The organism is Flavobacterium sp. DG2-3 (assembly GCF_030730925.1).
GTDB lineage: Bacteria > Bacteroidota > Bacteroidia > Flavobacteriales > Flavobacteriaceae > Flavobacterium.
In genome coordinates, this window is record NZ_JAVAMB010000006.1 from 111775 (window position 1) to 136214 (window position 24440).

Annotated in this window: 24 protein-coding genes; 12 read left to right on the plus strand and 12 right to left on the minus strand. The window is 34.4% G+C overall.

Translation table 11 applies throughout. The annotated features are described in order from the left end of the window. Positions 1-278 precede the first annotated feature (278 nt). The 11 genes from Q9Q97_RS10475 (at position 279) to Q9Q97_RS10525 (ending at position 10097) form a co-directional block, all read left to right on the plus strand. Positions 279-1286: a bifunctional oligoribonuclease/PAP phosphatase NrnA gene (locus Q9Q97_RS10475; protein ID WP_306156716.1), complete on the plus strand. Its 1008-nt coding sequence runs from the start codon at positions 279-281 to the stop codon at positions 1284-1286. A gap of 8 nt (positions 1287-1294) precedes the next feature. Next, positions 1295-1951 carry a gliding motility-associated peptidyl-prolyl isomerase GldI gene (gene gldI, locus Q9Q97_RS10480; protein WP_306156718.1) on the plus strand — a complete coding sequence of 219 codons (657 nt, stop codon included), beginning with the start codon at positions 1295-1297 and terminating at the stop codon, positions 1949-1951. A 14-nt stretch (positions 1952-1965) separates the two neighbouring features. Then, positions 1966-3042 carry a peptidylprolyl isomerase gene (locus Q9Q97_RS10485; protein ID WP_306156720.1) on the plus strand — a complete coding sequence of 359 codons (1077 nt, stop codon included), beginning with the start codon at positions 1966-1968 and terminating at the stop codon, positions 3040-3042. 32 nt (positions 3043-3074) lie between these two features. Then, positions 3075-4199: a peptidylprolyl isomerase gene (locus Q9Q97_RS10490; RefSeq protein WP_306156722.1), complete on the plus strand. Its 1125-nt coding sequence runs from the start codon at positions 3075-3077 to the stop codon at positions 4197-4199. 219 nt (positions 4200-4418) lie between these two features. Next, on the plus strand, positions 4419-5318 hold the full coding sequence (locus tag Q9Q97_RS10495; protein ID WP_306156723.1) for a DMT family transporter: 900 nt from the start codon (positions 4419-4421) through the stop codon (positions 5316-5318). An 88-nt stretch (positions 5319-5406) separates the two neighbouring features. Then, a complete protein-coding gene (locus Q9Q97_RS10500) occupies positions 5407-5763 on the plus strand; it encodes a DoxX family membrane protein (RefSeq protein WP_306156725.1) in 357 nt (118 codons plus the stop codon). A gap of 25 nt (positions 5764-5788) precedes the next feature. Next, entirely contained in the window at positions 5789-6496 is a 708-nt protein-coding gene (gene aqpZ, locus Q9Q97_RS10505; RefSeq protein WP_306156727.1) for an aquaporin Z, read from the plus strand. 53 nt (positions 6497-6549) lie between these two features. Next, positions 6550-6789 carry a GlsB/YeaQ/YmgE family stress response membrane protein gene (locus Q9Q97_RS10510; protein ID WP_306156729.1) on the plus strand — a complete coding sequence of 80 codons (240 nt, stop codon included), beginning with the start codon at positions 6550-6552 and terminating at the stop codon, positions 6787-6789. 114 nt (positions 6790-6903) lie between these two features. Further along, complete coding sequence (locus Q9Q97_RS10515; RefSeq protein WP_306156731.1) at positions 6904-7731, plus strand: sterol desaturase family protein; 828 nt, start codon at positions 6904-6906, stop codon at positions 7729-7731. A 121-nt stretch (positions 7732-7852) separates the two neighbouring features. After that, on the plus strand, positions 7853-8131 hold the full coding sequence (locus tag Q9Q97_RS10520; protein WP_306156732.1) for a DUF2805 domain-containing protein: 279 nt from the start codon (positions 7853-7855) through the stop codon (positions 8129-8131). 109 nt (positions 8132-8240) lie between these two features. Next, positions 8241-10097: a peptidase M61 gene (locus Q9Q97_RS10525; RefSeq protein WP_306156734.1), complete on the plus strand. Its 1857-nt coding sequence runs from the start codon at positions 8241-8243 to the stop codon at positions 10095-10097. Positions 10098-10298: 201 nt separating this feature from the next. On the opposite strand, the gene Q9Q97_RS10530 is transcribed toward Q9Q97_RS10525, so the two are convergent. Further along, a complete protein-coding gene (locus tag Q9Q97_RS10530) occupies positions 10299-10742 on the minus strand; it encodes a hypothetical protein (protein ID WP_125719238.1) in 444 nt (147 codons plus the stop codon). 177 nt (positions 10743-10919) lie between these two features. Next, on the minus strand, positions 10920-13253 hold the full coding sequence (locus Q9Q97_RS10535) for a GH92 family glycosyl hydrolase (protein WP_306156737.1): 2334 nt from the start codon (positions 13251-13253) through the stop codon (positions 10920-10922). 136 nt (positions 13254-13389) lie between these two features. Here Q9Q97_RS10535 and Q9Q97_RS10540 point away from each other — a divergent pair, with 136 nt between their 5' ends. Beyond that, positions 13390-14013: a M949_RS01915 family surface polysaccharide biosynthesis protein gene (locus Q9Q97_RS10540; RefSeq protein WP_306156739.1), complete on the plus strand. Its 624-nt coding sequence runs from the start codon at positions 13390-13392 to the stop codon at positions 14011-14013. A gap of 73 nt (positions 14014-14086) precedes the next feature. Here Q9Q97_RS10540 and Q9Q97_RS10545 read toward each other — a convergent pair whose 3' ends face one another. From Q9Q97_RS10545 to Q9Q97_RS10590, 10 genes are all read right to left on the minus strand, one after another. After that, positions 14087-14443 carry a hypothetical protein gene (locus Q9Q97_RS10545; protein ID WP_306156741.1) on the minus strand — a complete coding sequence of 119 codons (357 nt, stop codon included), beginning with the start codon at positions 14441-14443 and terminating at the stop codon, positions 14087-14089. A gap of 149 nt (positions 14444-14592) precedes the next feature. Continuing rightward, a complete protein-coding gene (locus Q9Q97_RS10550) occupies positions 14593-15771 on the minus strand; it encodes an AIR synthase related protein (RefSeq protein WP_306156743.1) in 1179 nt (392 codons plus the stop codon). 292 nt (positions 15772-16063) lie between these two features. Further along, positions 16064-17548, minus strand: coding sequence for a carboxypeptidase regulatory-like domain-containing protein (locus Q9Q97_RS10555; RefSeq protein WP_306156745.1), 1485 nt, complete (start codon positions 17546-17548; stop codon positions 16064-16066). A gap of 55 nt (positions 17549-17603) precedes the next feature. Further along, positions 17604-18965: a CsgG/HfaB family protein gene (locus Q9Q97_RS10560; protein WP_306156747.1), complete on the minus strand. Its 1362-nt coding sequence runs from the start codon at positions 18963-18965 to the stop codon at positions 17604-17606. 1 nt (position 18966) lies between these two features. After that, positions 18967-19371: a curli assembly protein CsgF gene (locus Q9Q97_RS10565; RefSeq protein WP_306156749.1), complete on the minus strand. Its 405-nt coding sequence runs from the start codon at positions 19369-19371 to the stop codon at positions 18967-18969. A 16-nt stretch (positions 19372-19387) separates the two neighbouring features. Further along, the gene (locus Q9Q97_RS10570; protein WP_306156751.1) at positions 19388-19711 is read right to left on the minus strand and encodes a CsgE family curli-type amyloid fiber assembly protein; all 324 of its coding nucleotides are present in this window, start codon (positions 19709-19711) and stop codon (positions 19388-19390) included. A gap of 2 nt (positions 19712-19713) precedes the next feature. After that, positions 19714-20118, minus strand: coding sequence for a hypothetical protein (locus Q9Q97_RS10575; RefSeq protein ID WP_306156753.1), 405 nt, complete (start codon positions 20116-20118; stop codon positions 19714-19716). A 1-nt stretch (position 20119) separates the two neighbouring features. Then, a complete protein-coding gene (locus Q9Q97_RS10580) occupies positions 20120-20641 on the minus strand; it encodes a hypothetical protein (protein ID WP_306156755.1) in 522 nt (173 codons plus the stop codon). Positions 20642-20708: 67 nt separating this feature from the next. Continuing rightward, complete coding sequence (locus Q9Q97_RS10585; RefSeq protein WP_306156757.1) at positions 20709-21554, minus strand: hypothetical protein; 846 nt, start codon at positions 21552-21554, stop codon at positions 20709-20711. Between the two features lie 404 nt (positions 21555-21958). After that, a complete protein-coding gene (locus Q9Q97_RS10590; RefSeq protein ID WP_306156759.1) occupies positions 21959-24148 on the minus strand; it encodes a glutamine synthetase III in 2190 nt (729 codons plus the stop codon). Positions 24149-24440 lie beyond the last annotated feature (292 nt).

Consider the following 24440-nt stretch of genomic DNA (forward strand, 5'->3'; position numbering starts at 1 on the left):
ATTTACATGAGCTTCAACGGATTAAAATCCGTTGCTACAAAATACAGCGTTCCTAAGGAACTCAAACGTTCAAAAAAATCCGCGTCAATCAGCGTTTTCGCGATAGCGAATCTGCGTCATCTGCGTGCTAATTACATACAACAATTTAAAACCCAAATTCCATAATAGAAATGAACACTAAACAATCTGAACACTGATCACTTAAAAAAACTGACCACTAACCACTGAGATCTAAAAATATTTTCAGCATTACATTAAAAACTGTAAATTCGCACACTATGAAAATACAAGATATTCAAGCGATTCAATTATTACTCGCCACCCCAAAGAAAATCGTCATAATTCCGCACAGAGGACCAGACGGTGATGCAATGGGATCTACGTTGGGTTTATACCATTTTTTAATACAAAACAATCATCAGGCAACGGTAATTGCTCCGAATGATTTTCCTAATTTTTTAGCTTGGCTTCCAGGATCTGAAACGGTAAAAATTTTCGAGAAAGAAACCGAAATCTGTACACAGATTTTAGAAGAAGCCGAAATAATTTTTACGCTTGATTTTAATGCTTTTCACCGTACAGGCGAAATGATGGAGAATGTTTTAGCAAAACTGAATGCTACTTTTATCATGATCGATCATCATCAGAAACCTGATGATTATGCTGCTTATACTTATTCAGACACTTCATTCGGATCGACTTGTGAGATGGTTTATAATTTCATCGATTTCTTAAACAAAAGAGAAGATATCGATAAAGACATTGCAACTTGCATCTACACAGGAATTCTTACTGATTCTGGTTCGTTTCGTTTTCCGGGAACAACTGGAAACACGCACAGAATCATAGCCGAATTAATTGATTTAGGAGTCGAAAATACACAGATTCCTGTTTTGCTTTTCGATAATAGTTCTTTCAGCAGATTGCAGCTATTAGGGCGCGCTTTGCAAAACATGAAGATACTTGAAGATCATAAAACTTCGTATATGACGTTAACACAAGAAGAGCTAGATTCTTTTAATTATGTTAAAGGCGATACAGAAGGAATTGTTAATTATGGCTTAAGTATAAAAGATATTGTTTTTACTGCTATTTTTATCGAAAATAAAGAAGAAGGCATTATCAAGATTTCTTTCCGTTCACAAGGAGGTTTTGATGTGAATCAGTTTGCACGAGATCATTTCAATGGCGGCGGACACAGTAATGCAGCTGGCGGAAGATCGGAGGTTTCGATGGAAGAAACAGTAAATAAATTTGAAGATTTAGTAAAGAAACTAAAATTATAGTCCAAATCATGAATAACCTAAAACTTAGCATTTACACTTTGCTTATTGCTGTTTTGTCAATCAGCTGTAAGCATCCTGAAGAAGCCAGAAGACCTATTTCAAGTGCTTCGGGAACATTCATGAAAAAATCGGCTGACCGAAACAAAAAATTAGTGGCAAATGAAGAAGATGTCATTAAAAAAATAATCAAAAGCAATCCGAAAGTAAAATATTATGCCACTCCAAAAGGCTATTGGTTTTGCTATGAAGAAAAAAATGCAACCGAAACTTTGGCTCCAAGAAAAGGCGATATCGCTTATTTTAATATGGAAGTGAAAGATATAAAAGGAAATGTCATTTACTCCGAATCTGATCTTGGTCCACAAACCTATTATGTAGACAAACAAGACATTATGATGGGGCTTCGTGACGGAATTAAAAGAATGCACAAAAATGAAACTGTGACATTTTTATTCCCATCACATATGGCGTACGGATATCACGGTGACAACAAAAAAATTGGAACAAACGAATCTTTAATGGTTACTGTAACACTTAGAAATTTTGTTCCAGATCCGGCTGCACCAACTGCAAAACCAGCAGCACAGCCTTCACAAACCGTAACACCAAAACCTGCCGCTGCAAAACCTGCGGCTCCAGCTAAAAAAGACACATTAACTCAATAAAACAATATCTTAAAATGAAAAAGAGTATTTTATTATTACTAATAGCCGTAAGCTCATTTTATTCTTGTAAAGACGATCACAGTAATCTGCCAGATGGTTTATATGCCGATATCGAAACAAACAAAGGTCACATCATTGTAGAACTTGATTACAAAAAAGCGCCAATTACAGTTGCAAACTTTGTGACTCTTGCTGAAGGTAAGAACGAGTTTATAACGCATGAAGACCTTAAAAAGAAACCTTTTTTTGATGGTTTAAAATTTCATAGAGTTATCGAAAGTTTCATGATCCAGACTGGAGACCCATTAGGAACAGGTTCTGGAGATACTGGTTATAAATTTAAAGATGAATTCTCCGATTTAAAATTTGACAAAGCTGGAGTTTTAGCTATGGCCAATAACGGACCTGGAACAAACAGCAGCCAATTTTTCATTACGCATGTCGAAACTCCTTGGTTAGACGGAAAACATACTATTTTTGGTCATGTTGTAGAGGCTAAAGATCAGGAAGTCGTAAACAAAGTAGTGCAAGGCGATAATATTGTTTCTGTAAAAATCATCAGAAATGGTGAAGCTGCAAAGAAATTTGATGCTGTAAAAGTATTCCACGATTATTTTGCTGACATTGCAAAAGAACAAAGTAAATATGCTGAAGTTCAAAAAGAAAAAGTAGCTTATTATGCTTCTATTAAACCAAAAGCAACTAAAACAAACTCTGGTTTAGAATTTGTTATTACAGAAAAAGGTTCTGGTAAAAAACCAGCTATTGGAACTCAAATTTATATTTCTTATTCAGGATTTCTTGAAGATGGAACCTTATTTGATTCAAGCGTTGCTGATGTAAATAAAGCTTTTGGAAAATATGATGCTGCAAGAGCTGAACAAAACGGCTATCAGCCAATTCCGTTTCAGGCAGGAAAAAAAGATGGCCTAATTCCTGGTTTTATTGAAGGAATCGAGCAGCTTTCTTTTGGAGATAAAGCAGTTTTATTTATCCCTTCTCATTTAGCTTATGGAGCAACTGGAGCTGGAGGGGTAATTCCGCCAAATGCGAACATCATTTTTGAGATTCAGTTATTAGAGAAACCGTAATTATTTAATCACAGACTTAAATTTAAATAATAATGAAGTTTAAATTTCTTTTTTTATTCTGCCTAGCAGTAGTAAATATTCAGGCTCAAACTAAAAAGCCTGCTGCAAAACCAGCAGCAAAACCTACAACTAAAACAGCGGTTGCTGCAAATCCCGGCGACGGAATTTTTGCTACAATCTCTACTACAAAAGGAGATATTGTTTTATCCTTAGAATATGTAAAAGCTCCTGTTACAGTGGCTAATTTTATCACTTTGGCAGAAGGTACAAATCCTAATGTAAAAGCATCTCTTAAAGGAAAACCATTTTATAACGGATTAAAATTCCACAGAGTTATTAATGACTTTATGATTCAAGGTGGTGATCCAGACGGAAATGGTTCTGGAGGTCCAGGATATTCATTTAAAGATGAATTTGTAGACGATTTAAAATTCGAAAAAGGCGGTGTTTTGGCAATGGCTAATTCTGGTCCAGCAACAAACGGAAGCCAATTTTTTATTACGCATAAAGACACTCCTTGGCTAAACGGAAAACATACTATTTTTGGCCATGTAGTTTCTGGAATGGACAATGTAAACAAAATTGTTCAGGACGATGTAATGACAAAAATTGTTATTACACGCAAAGGTGCTGCGGCAAAGAAGTTTGATGCTTTAAAAGTTTTAAGCGACGATGTAAAAAAAGAAGCTGCTAAAAAAGAAGAAGCTAAAAAAGTAGTAACGGCTAAAGCGGCTTATTTTAAAGACTTAAAAGCAAAAGCTACTGCAACTGCGACAGGTCTAAAATATGTTGTTACACAAAAAGGAACTGGCGTTAAAGGTGCTGAAGGATCTAACATCTATTTTCACTACGCGGGATATTTTGAAGACGGTACCTTATTTGACAGCAGCATGGCTCCAGTAGCAAAAGCATACGGAAAATATGATGCTAACAGAGATGCTCAAGGCGGATACAAAGCTTTTCCTTTTACAGTTGGTAAAAAAGAAGGAATGATTCCTGGTTTCATTGAAGCGTTAGATATGATGACAGACGGAGAAAAAGCAACTTTCTTCCTACCTTCAAACTTAGCTTATGGCGAAAAAGGTGCTGGCGGTGTAATTCCACCAAATGCGACTTTAGTTTTCGAAATTGAAACCTACCAAAATCAGCCTAAATAATTATAATAGAGAACATTTGTTCTTTACCAATAAAAGCCATCAGAATTATTTTTGATGGCTTTTCTCTTTTTCGGCGTTTTCATTTTTTAAAGAATTCTTAATTCAAGACTTTAAAATTGAATTTTATTATCATTAAATTACTATTTTCAACATAGTACGATGAAATCCTAAACAAAATAACTTACCTTTGCCGGCTAATTTTTTTAAAACAGATAATTTATGACGTCGCAAAATAATGTATTAAAAGGTGTTTTTCTTGTTGCTTTGGGAGCAACCACATACGGAATGCTAGCTACCTTTGTAAAAATGGCTTATACGGAAGGATACACAACTGCAGAAGTAACGACCTCACAATTTATTTATGGAATTTTAGGTATTCTTTTAATCAACCTTTTTCAGCGTATTAAAAATAAAAATACTGCTGTAAAAGCATCTCCTAAAAATATTTTCAGTTTAATGCTTGCGGGAACTTCATTAGGAATGACCAGCTTATTTTATTATCTGGCTGTAAAATACATTCCTGTTTCTATCGGAATCGTTTTATTGATGCAGACCGTTTGGATGGGAGTTTTGCTTGAAATGATTTTAGAAAAAAAACTTCCTTCTAAACAAAAAGTCATTGCGGTCTGTATAGTGCTTTTTGGAACTGTTTTAGCGACCAATATTATCAATAATGATATCGAACTCGACTGGAGAGGTTTAGTTTGGGGAATGCTTGCTGCAGCTTCTTTTACTACCACTATGTTTACTGCCAATAGCGTTGCGACCGAAATTTCATCAGCGCAGAGAAGTCTTTATATGCTTCTAGGCGGTGCTGTTATTGTTTTTTCGTTTGCTTTTGCAACTCAAGTAACGGCTTTCAATATGGAAATTTTCTTGAAATGGGGAATTGTATTGTCTTTGTTTGGAACTATAATTCCACCACTTTTGATGACTGCAGGTTTTCCTTTAACTGGAATCGGATTAGGAAGTATTGTTTCTGCGCTTGAACTGCCCGTTTCTGTAATGATGGCATTTGTTTTACTAAACGAAAAAGTAATCCTTTCTCAATGGATTGGTATTGTATTAATTATACTTGCCATAATTATTATGAATGTAAATTTCAAGCCTAAAAAATAACTTCAAACAGGCATTATTAAAAAAATAAGATCTGTAATGCAATAATTGTTAATTTTTTTTATAAATTAGTGATAAACAAATATTTATCATGATTCTACCTTGGCATTTATATCTAATGGCTTCCTTATATATTCTTGCTGGAATAAATCATTTTAGAAAACCTGGAATGTACATAAGAATCATTCCGCCCGCATTCAAAAACCCCAAATTAATAAATATTTTAAGTGGTGCCTCTGAGATTATTTTGGGCATCTTTCTAATCCTGCCTTTTACAACACATTATGCCGCTTGGGGAATTATAATGCTATTAATTGCTGTTTTCCCAGCCAATTTGTATATGTTGGAAAATAAAAAAGCAGGTTTTGGTTTACCAATATGGATTTTATTTGTACGTTTGCCCTTACAATTTGTTTTAATTTATTGGGCATACCAATATACATTCTAACATTAACCATTTAAATTATTTTATTATGAAAAAATTATTTGCTGAGTTTTTCGGAACTTATTGGCTTGTTTTTGGTGGATGCGGGAGCGCTATTTTTGCTGCAGGTATTCCAGATTTAGGAATCGGGTTTGCGGGTGTTGCTCTGGCTTTTGGTTTAACAGTGCTCACTATGGCATACGCTGTTGGCCATATTTCTGGCGGACATTTTAATCCGGCTGTGTCTTTTGGTTTATGGGCAGGCGGAAGATTTTCTGTCAAAGATCTTATTCCATACATCATTGCACAATGCGTAGGTGCGGCAGCCGCTGCAGGAACTTTATACACAATAGCTTCTGGAAAAGCTGGTTTTGCAATTGACAGCACAAAAGCTGGAGCCTTTGCATCTAATGGTTTTGGCGCTTTTTCTCCTGATGGTTATTCGTTACAAGCTTGTTTTATCGCTGAGTTTGTACTTACTTTATTCTTTATCCTAATAATTTTAGGCGCAACAGACAAATTATCAAATACTCCTTTCTGTGGCATCGCAATCGGTTTGGCTTTAACCTTAATCCATTTAATTAGTATTCCAATTACGAATACTTCTGTAAACCCAGCGAGATCTTTATCTCAGGCTATTTTTGTGGGCGGAGAACCACTTTCTCAAGTCTGGCTGTTTTGGGCCGCTCCTATTCTTGGGGCATTAGCAGGAGGTTTCCTTTATAAAACATTACTGCAAAATCATGCAGAAGTGTAATGTCCTTAAAAAAAATTAACAAAAATCATTAACAAAATAAACTAAACATAAACATGGAGTTTTTATATTTCTTACTTATTGGCGCAATTTCTGGCTGGTTAGCTGGTCAAATCTGGAAAGGCGGAGGTTTTGGATTACTTGGTAATATCATCGTTGGAATTATCGGCGGATTTATTGGCGGATGGATTGCAGGGAAGCTTGGTATTGGCGGTGGCGGACTTCTCTGGCAGATTTTAATTGCAGTTGGAGGCGCTTGGGTTTTATTATTTATAATAAGCCTCATCAAAAAATAATACTCTAAAAAAGTATTTCTAAAGAGAAAATCAGATATATTTATATTTGGTTTTCTCTTTTTTTATGGAATAAAACCAAAAGAAATTTTTACTTCAATTCAAATATTATGTAGTATGAATGACATTATCACTTATTTTTCTACGATTCCTTCTTCGCACAGAAGTTTGATTTTGGTTGGCGGTATTACTATTTTCTGGCTCATCGAAAACAGTTTTCCATTGTTTAAAATGCAGTATAGAAAATGGCCTCATGCTGGAATAAATTTCTTTTTTACGTTTACTACAATTGTGGTCAACTTTATTCTAGCTTTTATTTTAATAAAAACAGCCGCTTGGACAGTCGATCATAATTTTGGAATTTTGCAATGGCTTCCGCAAATGCCACTCTGGCTTTATACCATTCTTGGTTTATTGCTTTTAGACTTAATTGGCGCTTATTTAGCTCATTTGGTAGAGCACAAAGTAAAAATCTTGTGGCAGTTTCATTTAGTGCATCATACCGACACTTGGATTGATACTACAACCGCAAATAGGCACCATCCGGGAGAAAGTGTTGTCCGTTTTGTTTTTACCACTTTAGGCGTATTAATTGTAGGAACTCCAATGTGGATGGTTTTTCTTTATCAGTCTTTATCTGTTATCGCTTCACAATTTAATCACGCTAATATTTCGCTTCCAGAAAAACTAGATCTTTTTTTAAGCTACTTTATCGTTTCTCCAAATATGCATAAAGTGCATCATCATTATGTTCTGCCTTATACTGATAGCAATTACGGAAATATTTTTTCTGTTTGGGACAGAATTTTTGGAACCTTTACCTATTTACCCAAAGATCAGCTGGTATATGGTGTAGATACTCACATGCTGCCCGAGGAAAATAATCGATTGAAAAATTTATTAAAAATTCCATTTCAAAAATCAAGATCCTTCAAAAACAGCTAAAATCATTAAAAAAAATGCACTCTGCTGAAACAACGTATTATTTTTTTTTATAATATTGATACTAGAATTGAAAATCAATCTATTAATCATTAACACCCTATTTTGAATTAATTTTCACGAGATGAAAAAGAGTAGCCGCAAAGAATTAACTTGGGAAGAAACGGAAAAACTTGTTTCGTTAGCTTTAGAAGAAAGAAATCCATTTGAAATTATAAAAAAAGAATTTGGATTAGCAGAAAAAGAAGTTCTGGAAATCATGAAGAAGAAAATGCCTGCAGAAAAATTTGAGATGTGGAAAAAGAAGGCAGTTGCAAACAAACCGAAACCAAAACCAGTAAAAATAGATGATTTTGATGAAGATTTGGACGGAAAGTATTATATAAAAAATAAATTAGACTAAGATAAAGCTCCTGTTTTTCAGGAGTTTTTTTTATCTTTAAAATTAATGTGATTTTTTAGTAACTTTTTAATGCTTTTTGTGTCAAATACAATTAACTAAACATATACAAATGAAAAAAATACTTTACACCTTAGCTCTAGCGGTAACTTTTTGGAGCTGTAAAACAGGGAGCACTGGAGCCGCAAAAAGCAATATAGTTGAAGTGAATATCAATTTAACCGATGTTAAAGACGATAAAGTTTTGGTAACTGTTACTCCTCCTGCTATTAAAACTGACGAAATTGTTTACAGCATTCCTAAAACCGTTCCAGGTACGTATTCTACAGATAATTACGGTAAATTTTCAGAAGATTTTAAAGCATTTGATGCTAAAGGAAATCCGCTTACAGTAAAGAGATTAGACGATAATTCTTGGTCTATCTCAAATGCAAAATCCTTAAAGAAAATCACTTACTTGGTAAATGACACTTTCGATACTGAAAAAGGAACTGGATTTGGAAATGATGATGTTTTCTCTCCAGCGGGAACAAACATCGATGCAGGAAAAAATTTCATGGTAAACACACATGGATTTGTTGGATATTTTCAAGATAAATTAGACGTGCCGTACAAAGTTACGATTACGCATCCTGAGACACTTTGGGGAGCTACTTCTATGACAGATCAAGATGCAAGCAATACATCTGATACTTTTACAACTTCTCGTTATGCGATTTTGGTAGAAAACCCAATTATGTATTCTAAACCAGATTACACTACTTTTAATGTAAACGGAATGGATATCTTAATTGCGGTGTACTCTCCTACTGGAAAATATACTGCTGAAAGCATTACGCCAGAGATGAAAACGATGATGACGGCACAGAAAAACTTTTTAGGAAAGGTAAACTCTACTAAAAAATATACGGTGTTATTGTACTTATCAAGCATGGCAAAAGACGATGCGCACGGTTTTGGGGCTTTAGAACACCCAACTGCTACAACAGTGGTTTTGCCAGAATCTATGCCTAAAGAAAAATTGGTAGAATCTATGAAAGATGTGGTTTCTCACGAATTCTTTCATATCGTAACTCCATTAACTATTCATTCAAAAGAAATTCAGTTTTTTGATTACAATGCACCAAAAATGTCTGAGCATTTATGGATGTATGAAGGTGTAACAGAATATTTTGCGAATCTTTTCCAAATCAACCAAGGTTTGATTGATGAAGCTGAATTCTATACTCGTATTGCTGATAAAATTGAACAGGCAAAAGGACTAAATGATACAATGTCATTTACTGTAATGAGTAAAAATGTATTGGAGCAGCCATACAAAGACCAGTACTTAAATGTATACCAAAAAGGTGCTTTAATTGGAATGTGCATCGATATTATCATTAGAGAAAAAAGCAATGGAGAAAGAGGCATTTTGGATTTAATGCATAAATTATCTGATGAATATGGTGTTGAAAAACCATTTAATGATGATGAATTATTCGCAAAAATTACTTCATTAACCTATCCTGAAGTTGGTGAATTTTTAAATAAATATGTTGCAGGAACAACTCCAATTCCATACGATTTTTATCTAGCTAAAGTTGGCGTTACAAAAGCAACAGAGAAAAAAGCTGGAAATCCGTTTATTAAAGGACAAACTCCATACATCACAATTGATAAAGCAACAAAAGAAATTGCTGTTCGTCCAGATTCAGAATCAATTGAATTCTTTAAAAACTTGAATTTAAAAGGTGGCGATAAAATCTTAGCAGTAAACAACAAATCATACAATTTAGACAACATTTACGATTTGATTACAGAAAGTGAAAATTGGAAAGAAAACGATCCAATTACGCTTAAAGTTAAACGTGGTACTAAAGAAGAAACGATTAAAGGAACCGTAAAACTGCCTTTCGAAGAATCTGAAACTTTTAAAGCAACTGATGCTTCAAAAGAGAAACTTAAAAATGCATGGTTAAAAGGATAATTTCTTCTTAATTATAATTCATAAAAAAAACCGATATCATACGATTATCGGTTTTTTGTTTTGTCAGGCTGAGCGAAGTCGAAGCCCGTCATGCTTAATCACGTTGCGGGGCTTCGACTCCGCTCAGCCTGACAAACTTTACGCTATTGTCTTTGTCGATCTCCGAGTGTGATCCTTCGTTCCTCAGGATGACAAACTAAACTATTTCTTCACCGGAAATTTCCAGTCAAATTCATCTTTACTATTGATGATTGCTCCAATTTCAAATTTCACAACCTCATCAAATTCCGTTTGAAGGATAAACCAATTGTCTTCGTTGAAGTAATTTTCGAAAGTATCGAATGTTTCTTGATTGTATTTTGTAATTCCTTTTGCAGCGAAATCTTTCTTTACATCAGCAATTTTTCTTCCGATTAATTTGAATCCGAAAACTTCTAGATCATTGCTTGAGGCTACAATGTAACCCAATTTCAAATCTTCTTCCTGATAGAATGTTAATCTTGCTTTTAATGCATTGTAAACAAAAATAACATTGTCGTCTTCGTCTTTATAGTTTTTATCAGGTTTTCCTAAAGCAGCGGTTACATCGTTCTGCTTCATTCCGAAAAGTAATTTATCGATTCCTGATTTTAAATTTATTTTCATATTTCGTTTCTTTATTTAGAATGCAAATTTCGCTTTTTTTTCGCCACGAATTTCACGAATTGCACAAATTTCTCGATTTTTACATCTCTTTTGTCAGGCTGAACGAAGTCGAAGCCCTGTGCCAATTGGAACGCCCTTCGACTCCGCTCAGGGTGACATCACGGCAACATTCATAATTTATAATCCATAACTTTTATTTGGTTTTGAAGTCATATAAAACGTAATCTTCCCACCATTCATAACATCCTCATGTTTTAAAAATGGTTTAAAAAGCTCTTTCCCGTTTAAAAGCACTTTAGAAACAAACACATTTTTATCCGATTGATTGACAGTTGCTACTTCAAAAGTTTTTCCGTTTTCTAAATTTAAAACAGCGTTTTTCAATAACGGACTTCCCAATGCGTATTCGTCAGAACCTGGAGCGACTGGATAAAATCCTAAACTGCTGAAAATGTACCAAGCGCTCATTTGTCCGAAATCGTCATTTCCGCCTAAACCATCAGCACCGTTTCTGTACATTTTTTTCAAAATCATTCTAATTTTACCTTGCGATTTCCAAGGCGAATCTGTCCAATTGTATAAATACACAACATGATGCGAAGGCTCATTTCCGTGAACATAGTTTCCGATAATTCCGTCTCGGGTAATATCTTCTGTGTTTTCAAAATATTTATCTGGAAGATGCATGTTAAATAACGAATCTAAACGAACTTTAAATTTCTCATTTCCGCCCATTAAATTAATCATACTAGCAGGATCTTGCGGAATATATAGACTATAGTTCCAAGAATTTCCTTCGATGAAACCTTGTCCGTGTGTATCTAACGGATCAAATTCTTTCTTGAAACTGCCATCATTTAATTTCGGACGCATAAAACCAGTTTTCTCATCGTAGACATTTTTATAATTTTTCGATCTATTGATGAATTCATTATAAATGTCTGTTTTTCCTAATTTCTTTGCCGCTTGCGCAATTGCCCAGTCATCGTAAGCATATTCCAAAGTTTTAGAAACCGAAGCGCCACTTTTATCTTCTGGAACGTAACCTTTATTCATATAATATTCTAAGCCGTCGTAATACGGAACTTTTGCCGTATTCACACATGCCTGAAGCGCTTTTTCGGCATCAAAAGAAATATTGCCTTTTACAATGGCATCAGCTACGACAGAAACAGAATGATAACCTATCATACACCAATTTTCATTAGCATAATGCGACCATATTGGAAGCATTTTATGAACGCTCTGATCTGAATGCGCTAACATCGAACTGACCATATCTGCATTTCTTTTAGGCTGTACAATATTAAATAGCGGATGCAAGGCACGATACGTATCCCAAAGCGAATAACTGGTATAATTGGTGAAATTTTCTGCCTTGTGCACATTCATATCCAAACCTTTATAATTTCGATCCAAATCCATGTATTCCGTCGGGCCTAGAAAAGCGTGATACATTGCGGTATAAAAGTTCACCAAATCTTCTTTTTGAATGGTTTCTATCTGAATTTTATTCAATTCTTTATTCCAAACTTCCTGACTTTGTTTTTTTACTTTTTCGAAATCCCAGTCAGGCGTTTCTTTTTTCATGTTTTCTAAAGCTCCAGCAGAACTTACAGGCGATAAAGCCATTTTTATTTTGATTTTTTCGCCTTCATTGGTGTCAAAATCAAAGAACAATTTTAAGTTTTGTCCTGCCATTTCTGGAAAGTTTTTCGTTTGGTCAAATCTTCCCCAAAAACCTCTGTAAACACTTTTTTCTTGCGCCGCTTGTCCGTAACTTTTGATGGGTTTATTGAATGACATCGCAAAATAAACCGTTCGGGTTCTCGCCCAACCATTGGTCTGACGGTAACCTGTTATTAAAGTATCGTTTTCTACACGAACAAATGTCCAAACATTCTTTTTATCATAATTGTAAATTCCCGAAGTTAAATCTAGAATAATATGTGCTTCATCAGATTTTGGAAAAGTATACTGATGCATTCCCACTCGGGTTGTTGCCGTCAATTCTACTTTAATTTTATGATCTTCCAATAAAACACTGTAATAAGCGGGTTCTGCTTTTTCTGTCGAATGTGAAAATGCCGATCTATAACCCGACAATGGTTTTGAGGCTACACCTGGATTCAATTGCAGTTTTCCTGTTGTCGGCATAATTAAGAAATCGCCTAAATCGGAATGTCCTGTCCCGCTGAAATGTGTATGGCTAAATCCTACAATGGTTTTATCTTCATACTGATAACCAGCACAGTATTTGTAAACTTCGCCATTATATTTTCCGTTTAAACTGTAGGCAATTGTATCCGTTTCTGGACTTAATTGCACGCTTCCAAACGGAACTGTCGCACCAGGATAGGTATGTCCCATTTTTGCTGTGCCGATCATTGGGTCGACGTATTGAATAAGATTTTGCTTTTCTGCCGACTTGTTCTGTCCTACTACATTATTTATGGAAAGCACTGAAATTAGTACTCCGAGAAGAAAAGCACTGCGTTTTATTGTAATCATTTTTATAGTTTTTCTTTGAAATCTTTGTCATTATTTTAATTCAGAAAAATACAACAATTTCTATTCTAAAAAACATAATTTTAGCAGAACTCAAAAGGTTTAAATATCTTTGATATACTAAAAGCCTAGCAAAAGCATGAAAAAATATATTTTAATTTTACTTTCCTTTTATTCGTCATTTATTTTTTCTCAAAAAGCAGAAAGCCGTAGATTATCCAAACAGGAAATTTCAGAGCGCGAACTTGAAGGCGTAACCGATTTTCCTATTTACAGAGCTTTTGAATTTAGTGATAAAGGCGGTGTATACAATTTGGTTTTAGGAGAAAATCAGAAAACAATTTCTAAAAAAGATACTTTAAATACAAAAATTCAAGCAATTTGCGTGATGAATGATCACGGCGGATTTCTAGAAAAATGGAGAATTAATGATCTACTTGAAGATTATGTTCCGAAAGAAACGAACATTTGGTTTTGGACTAAATACTGCAGTACAAAAGATATTGATAACGATGGCTATATTGATCCTGTAATCGTTTATGGCACAAGAACTGAATATGATGAAATAAGACGCGTAAAAGTTATTACCATTTATAAAAATAAAAAATACGTGATTCGTGCTGTCGAATGCGAATTAGACGATTGCAGAAGTTTTAAAAAAGATCAGAATTGGAATACGCTTCCTCAGAAAATAAAAACGTATCTGGATCAATTGGTTGTTAAATTGAGAAAAGAACAAAATTTGCTTTTGAAGGATGGGTAGATTTAATTATAAATTATGAGTTATGAATTGTTGCTTATTAATTTCATAACTCATAACTCATAATTCATAATTCTTATTCACTCATTTCATCGTAACGTTCCGGAACCTGCGGATCGTAAAGAGGTAATTTGAATTCTTCCATGATCTCAACCAATTTATTCATAGTTTTTCCTTCTGTTCCGTAGCAATCTATTTTGATGCTTTGTGGTGTGGTAATAACTTGAAATGCTCCTTTTCCTTTTGGATTTTTCCAGCTGTTTTCATCGACTCTTTCCCAGTCAGAAAAAACAGAATTAATTCTGTTTACGATTACGTCAGTTTGAAGAATAGCAAGACCTTCTACTTCTTCTTTTTCAAGAAGAGCTTCATAAACCTCCTGATTGTTCAGGTAAATTTCGTCCAGATATCTCCAAAAAAGTAATTCGTACATATTATGTGTGTTTTGAAACCATATAAGTGATATAAGAAAATATAAAAAGAAGGCTCTAATTGGAACGTGGCTTCGACTCCGCTCAGCCTGACAATTGATTCTTTAAATTAAAATGAACTTATATAACTTATATGGTTTAAGTATTTTTTTTAATAATTGAATGTTCCGTATTCGCTTGTAATAGTAAGTTTTTTTGCGTCTGCTGCTTCTACTCTACCTACGATTTGTGCTTCTACATTGAAAGATTTTGAGATTTCGATAATATCTTGTGCAATACTTTCTGAAACATAAAGCTCCATTCTGTGACCGCAGTTGAAAACCTGATACATTTCTTTCCAATCTGTTTTTGACTGTTCTTGAATTAATTTGAACAATGGCGGAACTGGAAATAAATTGTCTTTTATAATGTGTAAATCTTTTACGAAATGTAAAATTTTAGTTTGCGCTCCACCGCTGCAGTGCACCATTCCGTGAATATCTTCTGGAGTATATTTATCTAAAATCTTTTTGATAATTGGTGCGTACGTTCTTGTTGGAGAAAGCACTAATTGTCCCGCATTGATTGGACTGTTTTCTACCTCATCAGTTAAATTTACCTGCCCAGAATAAATCAATTCTTCTGGAACTGCTGCATCGTAACTTTCTGGATATTTTTTAGCCAAATATTTTCCGAAAACGTCATGACGAGCAGAAGTAAGTCCGTTACTTCCCATTCCACCGTTATACCCTTTTTCATAAGAAGCTTGTCCGAAAGAAGCCAAACCAACGATTACATCTCCAGCTTTAATGTTTGCATTATCTACAACATGGCTGCGTTTCATACGTGCCGTAACTGTCGAATCTACAATGATTGTTCGAACTACATCTCCAACATCGGCTGTTTCTCCTCCTGTTGAATGAATCGTAACTCCAAATGATTTTAATTCATTTATTAATTCTTCTGTTCCGTTGATAATTGCAGAAATTACTTCGGCAGGAATTAAGTTTTTATTTCTTCCAATAGTTGAAGAAAGTAAGATATTGTCTGTTGCACCGACACACAATAAATCATCAATATTCATGATTAAAGCATCTTGAGCGATTCCTTTCCAAACAGAAAGATCCCCAGTTTCTTTCCAATACATATACGCCAAAGACGACTTTGTACCTGCTCCATCAGCATGCATAATAAGGCAGTGCTCCTCATCTTGCGTTAAATAATCTGGTACAATTTTGCAGAATGCCTGCGGAAATAAACCTTTGTCAATATTTTTTATAGCGTTATGTACGTCTTCTTTTGATGCCGAAACACCTCTTTGTGCATATCTTTTGCTAGAATCTGAACTCATGAAAATTAGTTTGTGTTGATGTGGTGCAAAGATAATCCCTTTTTTTTATTCTTTGCGGTATTCGATTATTTGATTGATAAAAAAATCGGCAGAAGTATATCTTCTGCCGATCTTCTCAAATAAAATTGGTTATGAAGGTTTGGCTTGCTGATTAAAGGCGCTAAGGTACTGAGGCACTAAGATGCTAAGTTTCCTCTTAGAATCTGATAATCTTGAATATTAAAAAATCCGCTTAAATCTGTAAACCTGCATGAAACTAGACTACAATTTAAGCGGATTTTCTATATATTTTTTATTCCCAATCAGGCATTGCTGTTCCTGAAAATAAGGTTGTTCTAGAATTTGCTACGCCTATTCCGCATTTCACGGTATTTTTTACCGAAATTCCATCGTTTGAGGTATTCGTAAAAATCAATTCTGCTTCGTTTGGAGAATATCGCACATCCAGATCGTTTGTTCCCGCAGCTTTTTCTGTTGCAATTCCGTATGAATTTCCTAAAAGAAAGTTATATTCAAAAATTTTAGAATCTAATTGACGATAATTGCTGTTTTCAAATCCAGAAACATCTCTCGTGTAAACAAGTTTTAAACCAGAAACCGAAAAATTCAATCCGCTGACTGCTCCAGGCAATCCTGCTAATACTTGCGTTTCTATAACTCCTGAAGGATTTATAACGTAAATTTCAACACCGTAACCGTTTATATCGTTTACTTTAAGCGCTATTTTACTTCCATCAGCACTCCAATCGCATTCAGAAATAAATTTCCCGTTTGGTGTTTGGAATATTTTGGCTAATCCGCTTCCATCGCTTTTAATTCGATACAATTTATCAAAGCTCGGATAAATAAATTCACTTCCTGAAGCATTCCAAGAATAGCCTAAATAATCTGAATTGAATCCTGCAATTGGAACAGAACTGGTTACTTTTTTAATATCTGATCCATCAAAATTCATTGTATAAATATCATTTTGCGAACCGCTTGTTCCTATAAATGCTATTTTCTGAGCCTGATTATTTCGTCTCGGACGCCAGTAATTTTTTTCCGAACTTGTCAATTGATATTGTTTACCTGCGTCATCTGCGGTAAAAATGACATTATTTCCGCTTATAGTTTTCACAAATAAATGTCTTGTTGAAGGGAATGCAACGGTAGAAAATGCACTTACCGTACTTAAAACAGGGGTATTAATTCCGTCGCTTACAGAAACCTGCCAGTAATATTTAGCACCATATATTAAATCTGTGAGTATTATTTTTTTGTCTTTTATGTCTGCAAAAACTGCTACATCGCTATTTTTATCATTTCTCAAATTTACAGTATACGTCATTGCATCATTATCTGGGTCTGTTACGGTCCAAGTTAATTCTAAACTTATCGGTTGATTTACACTATTATCTACTGGAGCTGCCAGAACCGGAACTGTTGGAGGCTTATTATTTGCAGTAGATTTGCTCAATTCAAATACAATTTCAGAGGTGTTATTTGCTGTTACGGTAACTGCTTCAAATTTTGCTACAAAACCATCTTTTTGAGCTTGAAAAGAATATTCTCCCGTTTTTATGTTTGAAACTGTAAATTTTCCTTCGGCATCTGTAAAAACAGTGCTGGTTGTCGGACTTGATAATATTTTGACATTTTCCATTGGTTCAAAAGTCTCACTGTTGACTACTTTTCCTGTCACTGTTCCAAACTCAGATTCTCCAATTTTTTCTTCGCTGCAGGAAACCAAAAACAATAAAAAAAGTATGCTCGTTATTTTATATATATACTTCATTGCTGCTTGTTTTAAATTTTAAACTTAATTACTTTTTAAATTCAGAAATACGGTCTTATTTCTTCTTCACGCCGAAATAAAACGTCAGTCCTAATCCGAATTTATAATAGTAATCATCTCTGGTCCCTGCTATTTTGTAATCAACATTATCACTAAAATTGATATTCTGTTCTGCAAACAATTTTATGCCTAAGTAATCTGCTGCCATATATTCTAAACCAGCCCCAAACTGAACTTTACTATAGGTATTTTCAAATTTTCTGTTCATTGCAAATCCACCTCCTCCATAGAGATAGGGAGTAAATCGGTCTTTAGGAAGTAAAATCCATTCCAGATTTAAGTCGTATGATATATATCCTACGTCGAGCAGATTTTTGTTTGCAAGATTCACTACATTGGTAGAAGCGCTTACTGTAAAACTTGGTGTAAGCATAAATTTTAGAGCTCCACGTCCAAACGGTCTGAAAAGCGGATCTCGGTAATCGCCATCCATTAAAGTTCCGCCGCCAGAAAGTTCTATTCCAAATTTGCTTCTTCTTTTTTCAAGAGTTCTTCCGTACAATTCGGTTACTTCTGCTGTTCTGGTTTCTTCATTATAGGCTTTAATTAAATTATCTACTTGCCATTTTGGTGCATCGGCTTCCCAGATATTATCTTTTATTCCTTCTATAACTAAAGATTCTACTGCTTTTTCTATGGCTTCTGTTACAGCCATGTGCACAGGTTCGTTGGTTGTATATCCTGTTTCTACTTCAAGAAGTCTTTTAAAATTGACATATCTAAAAAGACTTTCGTCAATTGCTTGAGACAAAATGGTTTTGGAGATATAAACTGATTTTAAAATTTTTCCGTTTGAGGTAGAAATCATTCTCAGATATATCGTAACGCGATCTTGGCGGTATTTTACAGATGCTCCTGCACCAAAATACCTTGCTCCGAATCCGCCGGTAATAATATTAGAATCATAAGAAACAATTCCTCCTTCCAATAATACTCCAGCATATAAAAGGGGCGTTAATTGCGGTTCGTTCGGATTTGCATTTTTGATATATTCTTGTCTAGTGGCTCGAATAAGATTTCTTTCCTGCAAAAGGTTTCCGATATTTTCACGTTCGATCGGCACAAACCATTTTGAGTCTTCTAGTGCTTTTATCAAAATTGAAGTTGCACCCTGAGTTACGGCAGTACTAAAACTGCTTCCGTTTTCCTGAGGTTTGTATTGTCCTGTCTGATCTCTAAATTTGTAGACACCAACCACGACTTGTTCCTTAGGTTTTGGCAAATCTTTTAGCAATGAAGTCGCAGGCGTACCTTCTCCCAAAACAGCTTTCTGTACTCCAGTGGGTTGGTTATAATAAGCGCCGCAACCAGTAAAAAGAAATCCAAATACAATGATTAGATAGTAATGGAATCGCATGTTATTGATTTGGGATGATTACTTGGGTTTGTTCTCCTGTATTGGTATCTAAGATATTGAGCGTTAATCCGTCTGATGAAGGGTAAACATCGACAGAATAACTTCCGAAAGTATAAGAGCCTTCTTTGATACCATCTGTACCAAATTGCTGTTTATAGAGAGAACTGGAAATCTGACTTAATAATTGCGAATTTAAATTGGCTTTAAATCTTTCTAAGTCTGTTTGCGTTGTAGTGGCTTCAGCTTTATCTTTTTGCTTATTTTGTGCTTCGGCACTGCTTAAAAGCCATTGATAATTGAAGGTATCTCCTCCAAAAGCTGGATTGACCGGTTTATAAACTAGAGCTTGTGCATTTATAAACGGAGAGATAAAGAGTACTACTGTGAAGGTTAAAATAAATTTCATGGCGCTAATAATAAAATTAATACTGAGTGAAATATTTGCGTTCTTTTTCTTTTTCTTTCAAATAAGTAAAGGTTGCGTTTACAGATTCTTCTGCAACCGCTTCTAAAAATTCGTCGTTTGGCTGTGCTAAAAATTCATAAATAACTTCATTATCGATGATTATCGAAATGGCTGTATTTCTCGCGAAACTATATTCTTCACCTATTGTGACTATTTTTTCTGCATTTATTCCAAGTTCATTGTATTTGTAATAATATCTATCGTAAAAATCTTTTCCCATTTTTGTTTTGGTATCATCGGTTATAATACCTTTCAAAACAAATCCGTCAACGGGAAGCACTATTACATCATCTTTTTTTTTTCTTCACCCAGCACCACTCTATCTTTTGCTATAATTTGTTTATCTTCATCATAAAATAGTAGCAAAACAATTACTTCATCATCTGCCGAGAGATTTATCTGCGAGCTAGATAATTTTTGGATTTCATTGGGCTGCAATGTAAAAACACCAACTTGATCGTTGTTAGACTGATTATTACTTTTATTATTATTTTTTATTACAGATAATTTGTACGCAGCACTCCGAATTACATCTGTAAGATTTTCGGCTGTACCGGTAATTTTTACGGTACCTTCTACTTGTACAATTTCTAATTTTGCTTTTATCTTATCCTGAGGAACTTGCCCATAAATGAGAAAAGAAAAAAGCAGAAAAAAAGAGGTTATATATCTGTTAAAAAAATGCATATCATTTATTTATAAGAATTATTGATGCACCGTTTCCTGTCTGGGTAATTTTCATATTTTTGGACAGTGAATTGGTACCAATATTTTGAATACTTTGGTTATCACCTTTTTGAATCATTTCCATATTTACATTGTAATTGGTATGCAATGTAAAGTCTGAAATTTTGTTATTGTCACCCTGCTGTATAACGCTTTGTGTGATTGTTTTGGCATTTTTATCTAAAATCAGTGCGTTTTTGTCACCGTTTTGATCTACAGCAAGTTTTGTATCGTTAGATTTTAAAGAAGCCTGAACCTTATTAAAATCGCCGATTTGTTGTATTACTACACCAGCTTGAATTCTAGAATTTAACTCCTCACGTTCATTTTTATTCAAATTTGAAACCACACTGAAGGCTTTCTCTTTTGAATTAAAAAGTGATGAGCTATAATTTTTAAACTCCGAACTATCTTCTTTTTCCTGTGCTGAAAGCAAGGGACAGAAAACAAATAGAAATACAATATTTAAAATGAAGGCTTTCATCTTGATTGATTTAAATTAAAAAAATGTGATAACCGTTCTACGGCTATCACATTTTTAGAATAGCATGTTAGTTGCTTTGAGTTACAGTAATTGTATTCATGTTTCCTTTTGAGAAAGCAATACTGTTGTGAGCCGCACCAGTTTGTGTTACAGTAGCAGTATTTTTGTTTCCAATTTGTAATGTATTCTCAGTCAGTTTAGTACCGTTTTGTACAGAAGTAGCTTTATTTTCATCCCCGTATTGATAGTGGTTAGATTTATTACCATCAGCAGCAGAAGTTCCAGAAGGAGAAGTTTGAGTTTGAGAAGAAACGTTTTTCACCCCACCTTGGCTTGCATAAGCTGTGTTATTGTCTCCATTTTGAGTTTGAGTTGCATCATTTTGGCTGTGAGGTGCAAATGGAACATTAACTGCTGCAACGTGTCCTAACTGAGTAGCGTTGAATGGAAGTCCAGTTGGTTTTTCGTTACCTGTAGTTCCTTGGTCAACAGTAGCAGTATTGCTTTTTCCTGTTTGTACTTGAGTTGCTTTGTCCCATCCTCCTAATGCATTGCTTGGGCCAGCGATTTGATCTTGCCAGATTGTAGCTTTGTTTAAATCTCCAGTTTGAGTTTGGTAAGCTTTGTTGTCATGGTTACTTTGAGAAACAAAAGCAGTGTTGCTGTTACCTTTTTGTTTTACGTCTGCTATGTTGTTTTTAGCATTGTAAACTCCTGGCTGAATTCCTTGATAAACTTCAGATTTGTTTGAATCTCCTAATTGGTCGATTTTAGAATCGTTGGTTTGACCATTTTGATTTACAATACCTGTGTCAGAATTTCCAACCTGGTTTACTGAAGAGGTGTTGCCTTGAGCGATTGCCGCTACTCCTACAAACAGCATCGCTGAGATGCTTAAAATTACTTTTTTCATAATAAATATATTTAATTGGTTATTAATACAACTTATTATGTAGGTTCTGTAGGTTTGTATTCCGGGGGAGGAAAAAAAGAGGGCTTTTTAACCGTTTTAAAAACAAATTTTAAATCTGTTTTTTCAACTTCATGACCAAAATTAGAAAAACTTATTCAAAACAAGTTCAAGTATAAATACCTATTTTACAAGATATTAGCCTCTTTTCGATAAACTGTAAAACTATCTCGATGAACTGCCCAAATGCACTAAAATTTTCATAGGAAAAAAGATACTTATTACAATTTATTTACATTTAGAGCTATATAATTGCTAAAAAAACTCATTAGCAATCTTATTTTTAACATAACAACAAAAAAAGCCTGTCTTTTTGAGACAGGCTTTAACAAATTGTTAGCTAAATATTACTTCGTAAACAATAATTCTCTGTATTTGGTCAATGTCCAAGTTTCATCATCTACTAATAGTTCTAATTTATCACAGTGGTTTCGAATATCTTCAAAGTATGGTTTTACGTTATTGCAATACGCCTCTGCCATTTTTTGAGCATCTGTCAATTGGTTGGCTTTCTTTCTTTCATTTGTCATTGCCAACACTTTTGAATTGATTCCTTCAATATGACCTGAAATCTCTTTAATTAGAACGATCTGCTCTTTTGCAATCGTTTCAAATTCTTTTCCGAAAATTTCTTTTAAACCTTTAACATTATCAATCAATGTATTTTGGTAGCGAATTGCAGTTGGAATAACATGGTTTCTCGCAATGTCTCCTAAAACACGTCCTTCGATCTGGATTTTTTTAGTGTATTCTTCCAATTCGATTTCGTAACGCGCTTCAGCTTCCACATGATTAAAAATTCCTAATTGCTCAAATAAGTCTAAAGCTTGCTTAGAAACTTTTGCTTTTATAGCTTCTGGAGTTGTTTTAAAATTGCTTAATCCTCTTTTTGCCGCTTCTTTTTCCCAAGCTTCGCTATATCCGTCACCTTCAAAAAGAATCTTTTTAGATTGTTTAATGTATTCTCTTAAAACATTGAAAATAGCATCATCTTTTTTCATGTCTTTTGAGTCAATCAGATTCTCTACTTCATTTTTAAAGTCGATTAACTGTTTTGCTACAATAGCGTTCAAAGTTGTCATTGCGTTTGAACAGTTCGAATTTGACCCCACCGCTCTAAACTCAAATTTATTTCCTGTAAAGGCAAAAGGCGAAGTTCTGTTACGATCTGTGTTGTCTAACAATACGTCTGGAATTTTTCCCACAACGTTTAATTTCAAATCTGTTTTTTCTTCTGGCGAAAGTTTTCCTGTTGTAACGCTTTCCAATTCAGATAAAACTTTAGTTAACTGTGCTCCAATGAAAACCGACATAATCGCTGGCGGCGCTTCGTTTGCCCCTAACCTGTGGTCGTTACTTGCTGTCGCGATAGACGCTCTTAATAAAGTTTCGTTATCGTTTACCGCTTTTATAGTATTAATAAAGAAAGTCAAAAACTGTAAATTGCTCATTGGCGTTTTGCTCGGACTTAATAAATTAACTCCCGTGTCTGTAGCCAAAGACCAGTTATTGTGTTTTCCAGAACCATTTACTCCTTTAAATGGTTTTTCGTGAAATAATACTTTAAAATCATGGCGTTCTGCAACTCTCTGCATTACATCCATTAATAAAGAGTTGTGATCTACCGCTAAATTGGTTTCCTCAAAAATCGGAGCCAGCTCAAACTGATTTGGTGCCACCTCATTATGACGCGTTTTTACTGGTATACCTAATAACATACATTCCTGCTCTAAGTCTCTCATATAAGTAAGAGCGCGAGTTGGGATCGATCCAAAATAGTGATCGTCTAACTGCTGTCCTTTTGCAGAAGTATGTCCTAATAAAGTTCTTCCCGTCATCATTAAGTCTGGACGAGAATTTGCCAAAGCTTTATCAATTAAGAAATACTCTTGCTCCCATCCTAATGTAGCGGTTACTTTCTTTACGTTTTTGTCAAAATATTTACAAACTTCTGTTGCCGCTTCGTCAATTGCAGACAATGCTCTTAATAAAGGTATTTTATTATCTAAAGCCTCACCTGTGTATGCAATAAATACGGTCGGAATACATAAAGTTGTACCATATATAAAGGCTGGTGAAGTCGGATCCCAAGCTGTGTAACCTCTCGCTTCAAAAGTATTTCTGATTCCGCCGTTTGGAAAACTTGATGCATCTGGTTCTTGCTGTACCAATTGCGCTCCTCCAAATTTCTCTACAGGATCGCTTCCGTCATAAGAAGTTTCAAAAAAGGCATCGTGTTTTTCTGCAGTTGTTCCCGTTAAAGGCTGAAACCAGTGTGTATAATGTGTAACTCCTTTTGCAAGAGCCCATTCTTTCATTCCCATGGCAATATAGTCGGCAAGCTTTCTGTCTATTTTTGTACCATGCTGAATAGCATCTCTCACTCCTCTAAAAGCATCTGAAGTCAAATATTGCTTCATTGCTTTTTCATTAAACACATTTGATCCGAAAAGATTAGACTTTCGGTCAATTTCTTCAAAATGTACCGGCTTTCTGTTAGAAGCTTGTTGTAAAGCTTGAAAACGTAATGTTGACATGGTATGTAAAGTTTAAATTCGTACTAATTTTCATTAAAAAAATAAGTGACAAATATAAACAATAAATAAGCCTGTTTTAAACATTAATTTTAGATTTTTAGTCACCGATTTTTCAACAGAAGATGCTTTTTATGAAGAATAATGAATTCAAATGACAAAAATATAACAAAACTGTACGGTAATATTGATTAAATAAACATTTTTTCATAATTTCTTAACTCAGAAATTCAAAAATCTGCCGTAATTATTACGAATTTGTATTTTTAAGGTTATTAAAATTGCTTTTTTTAAA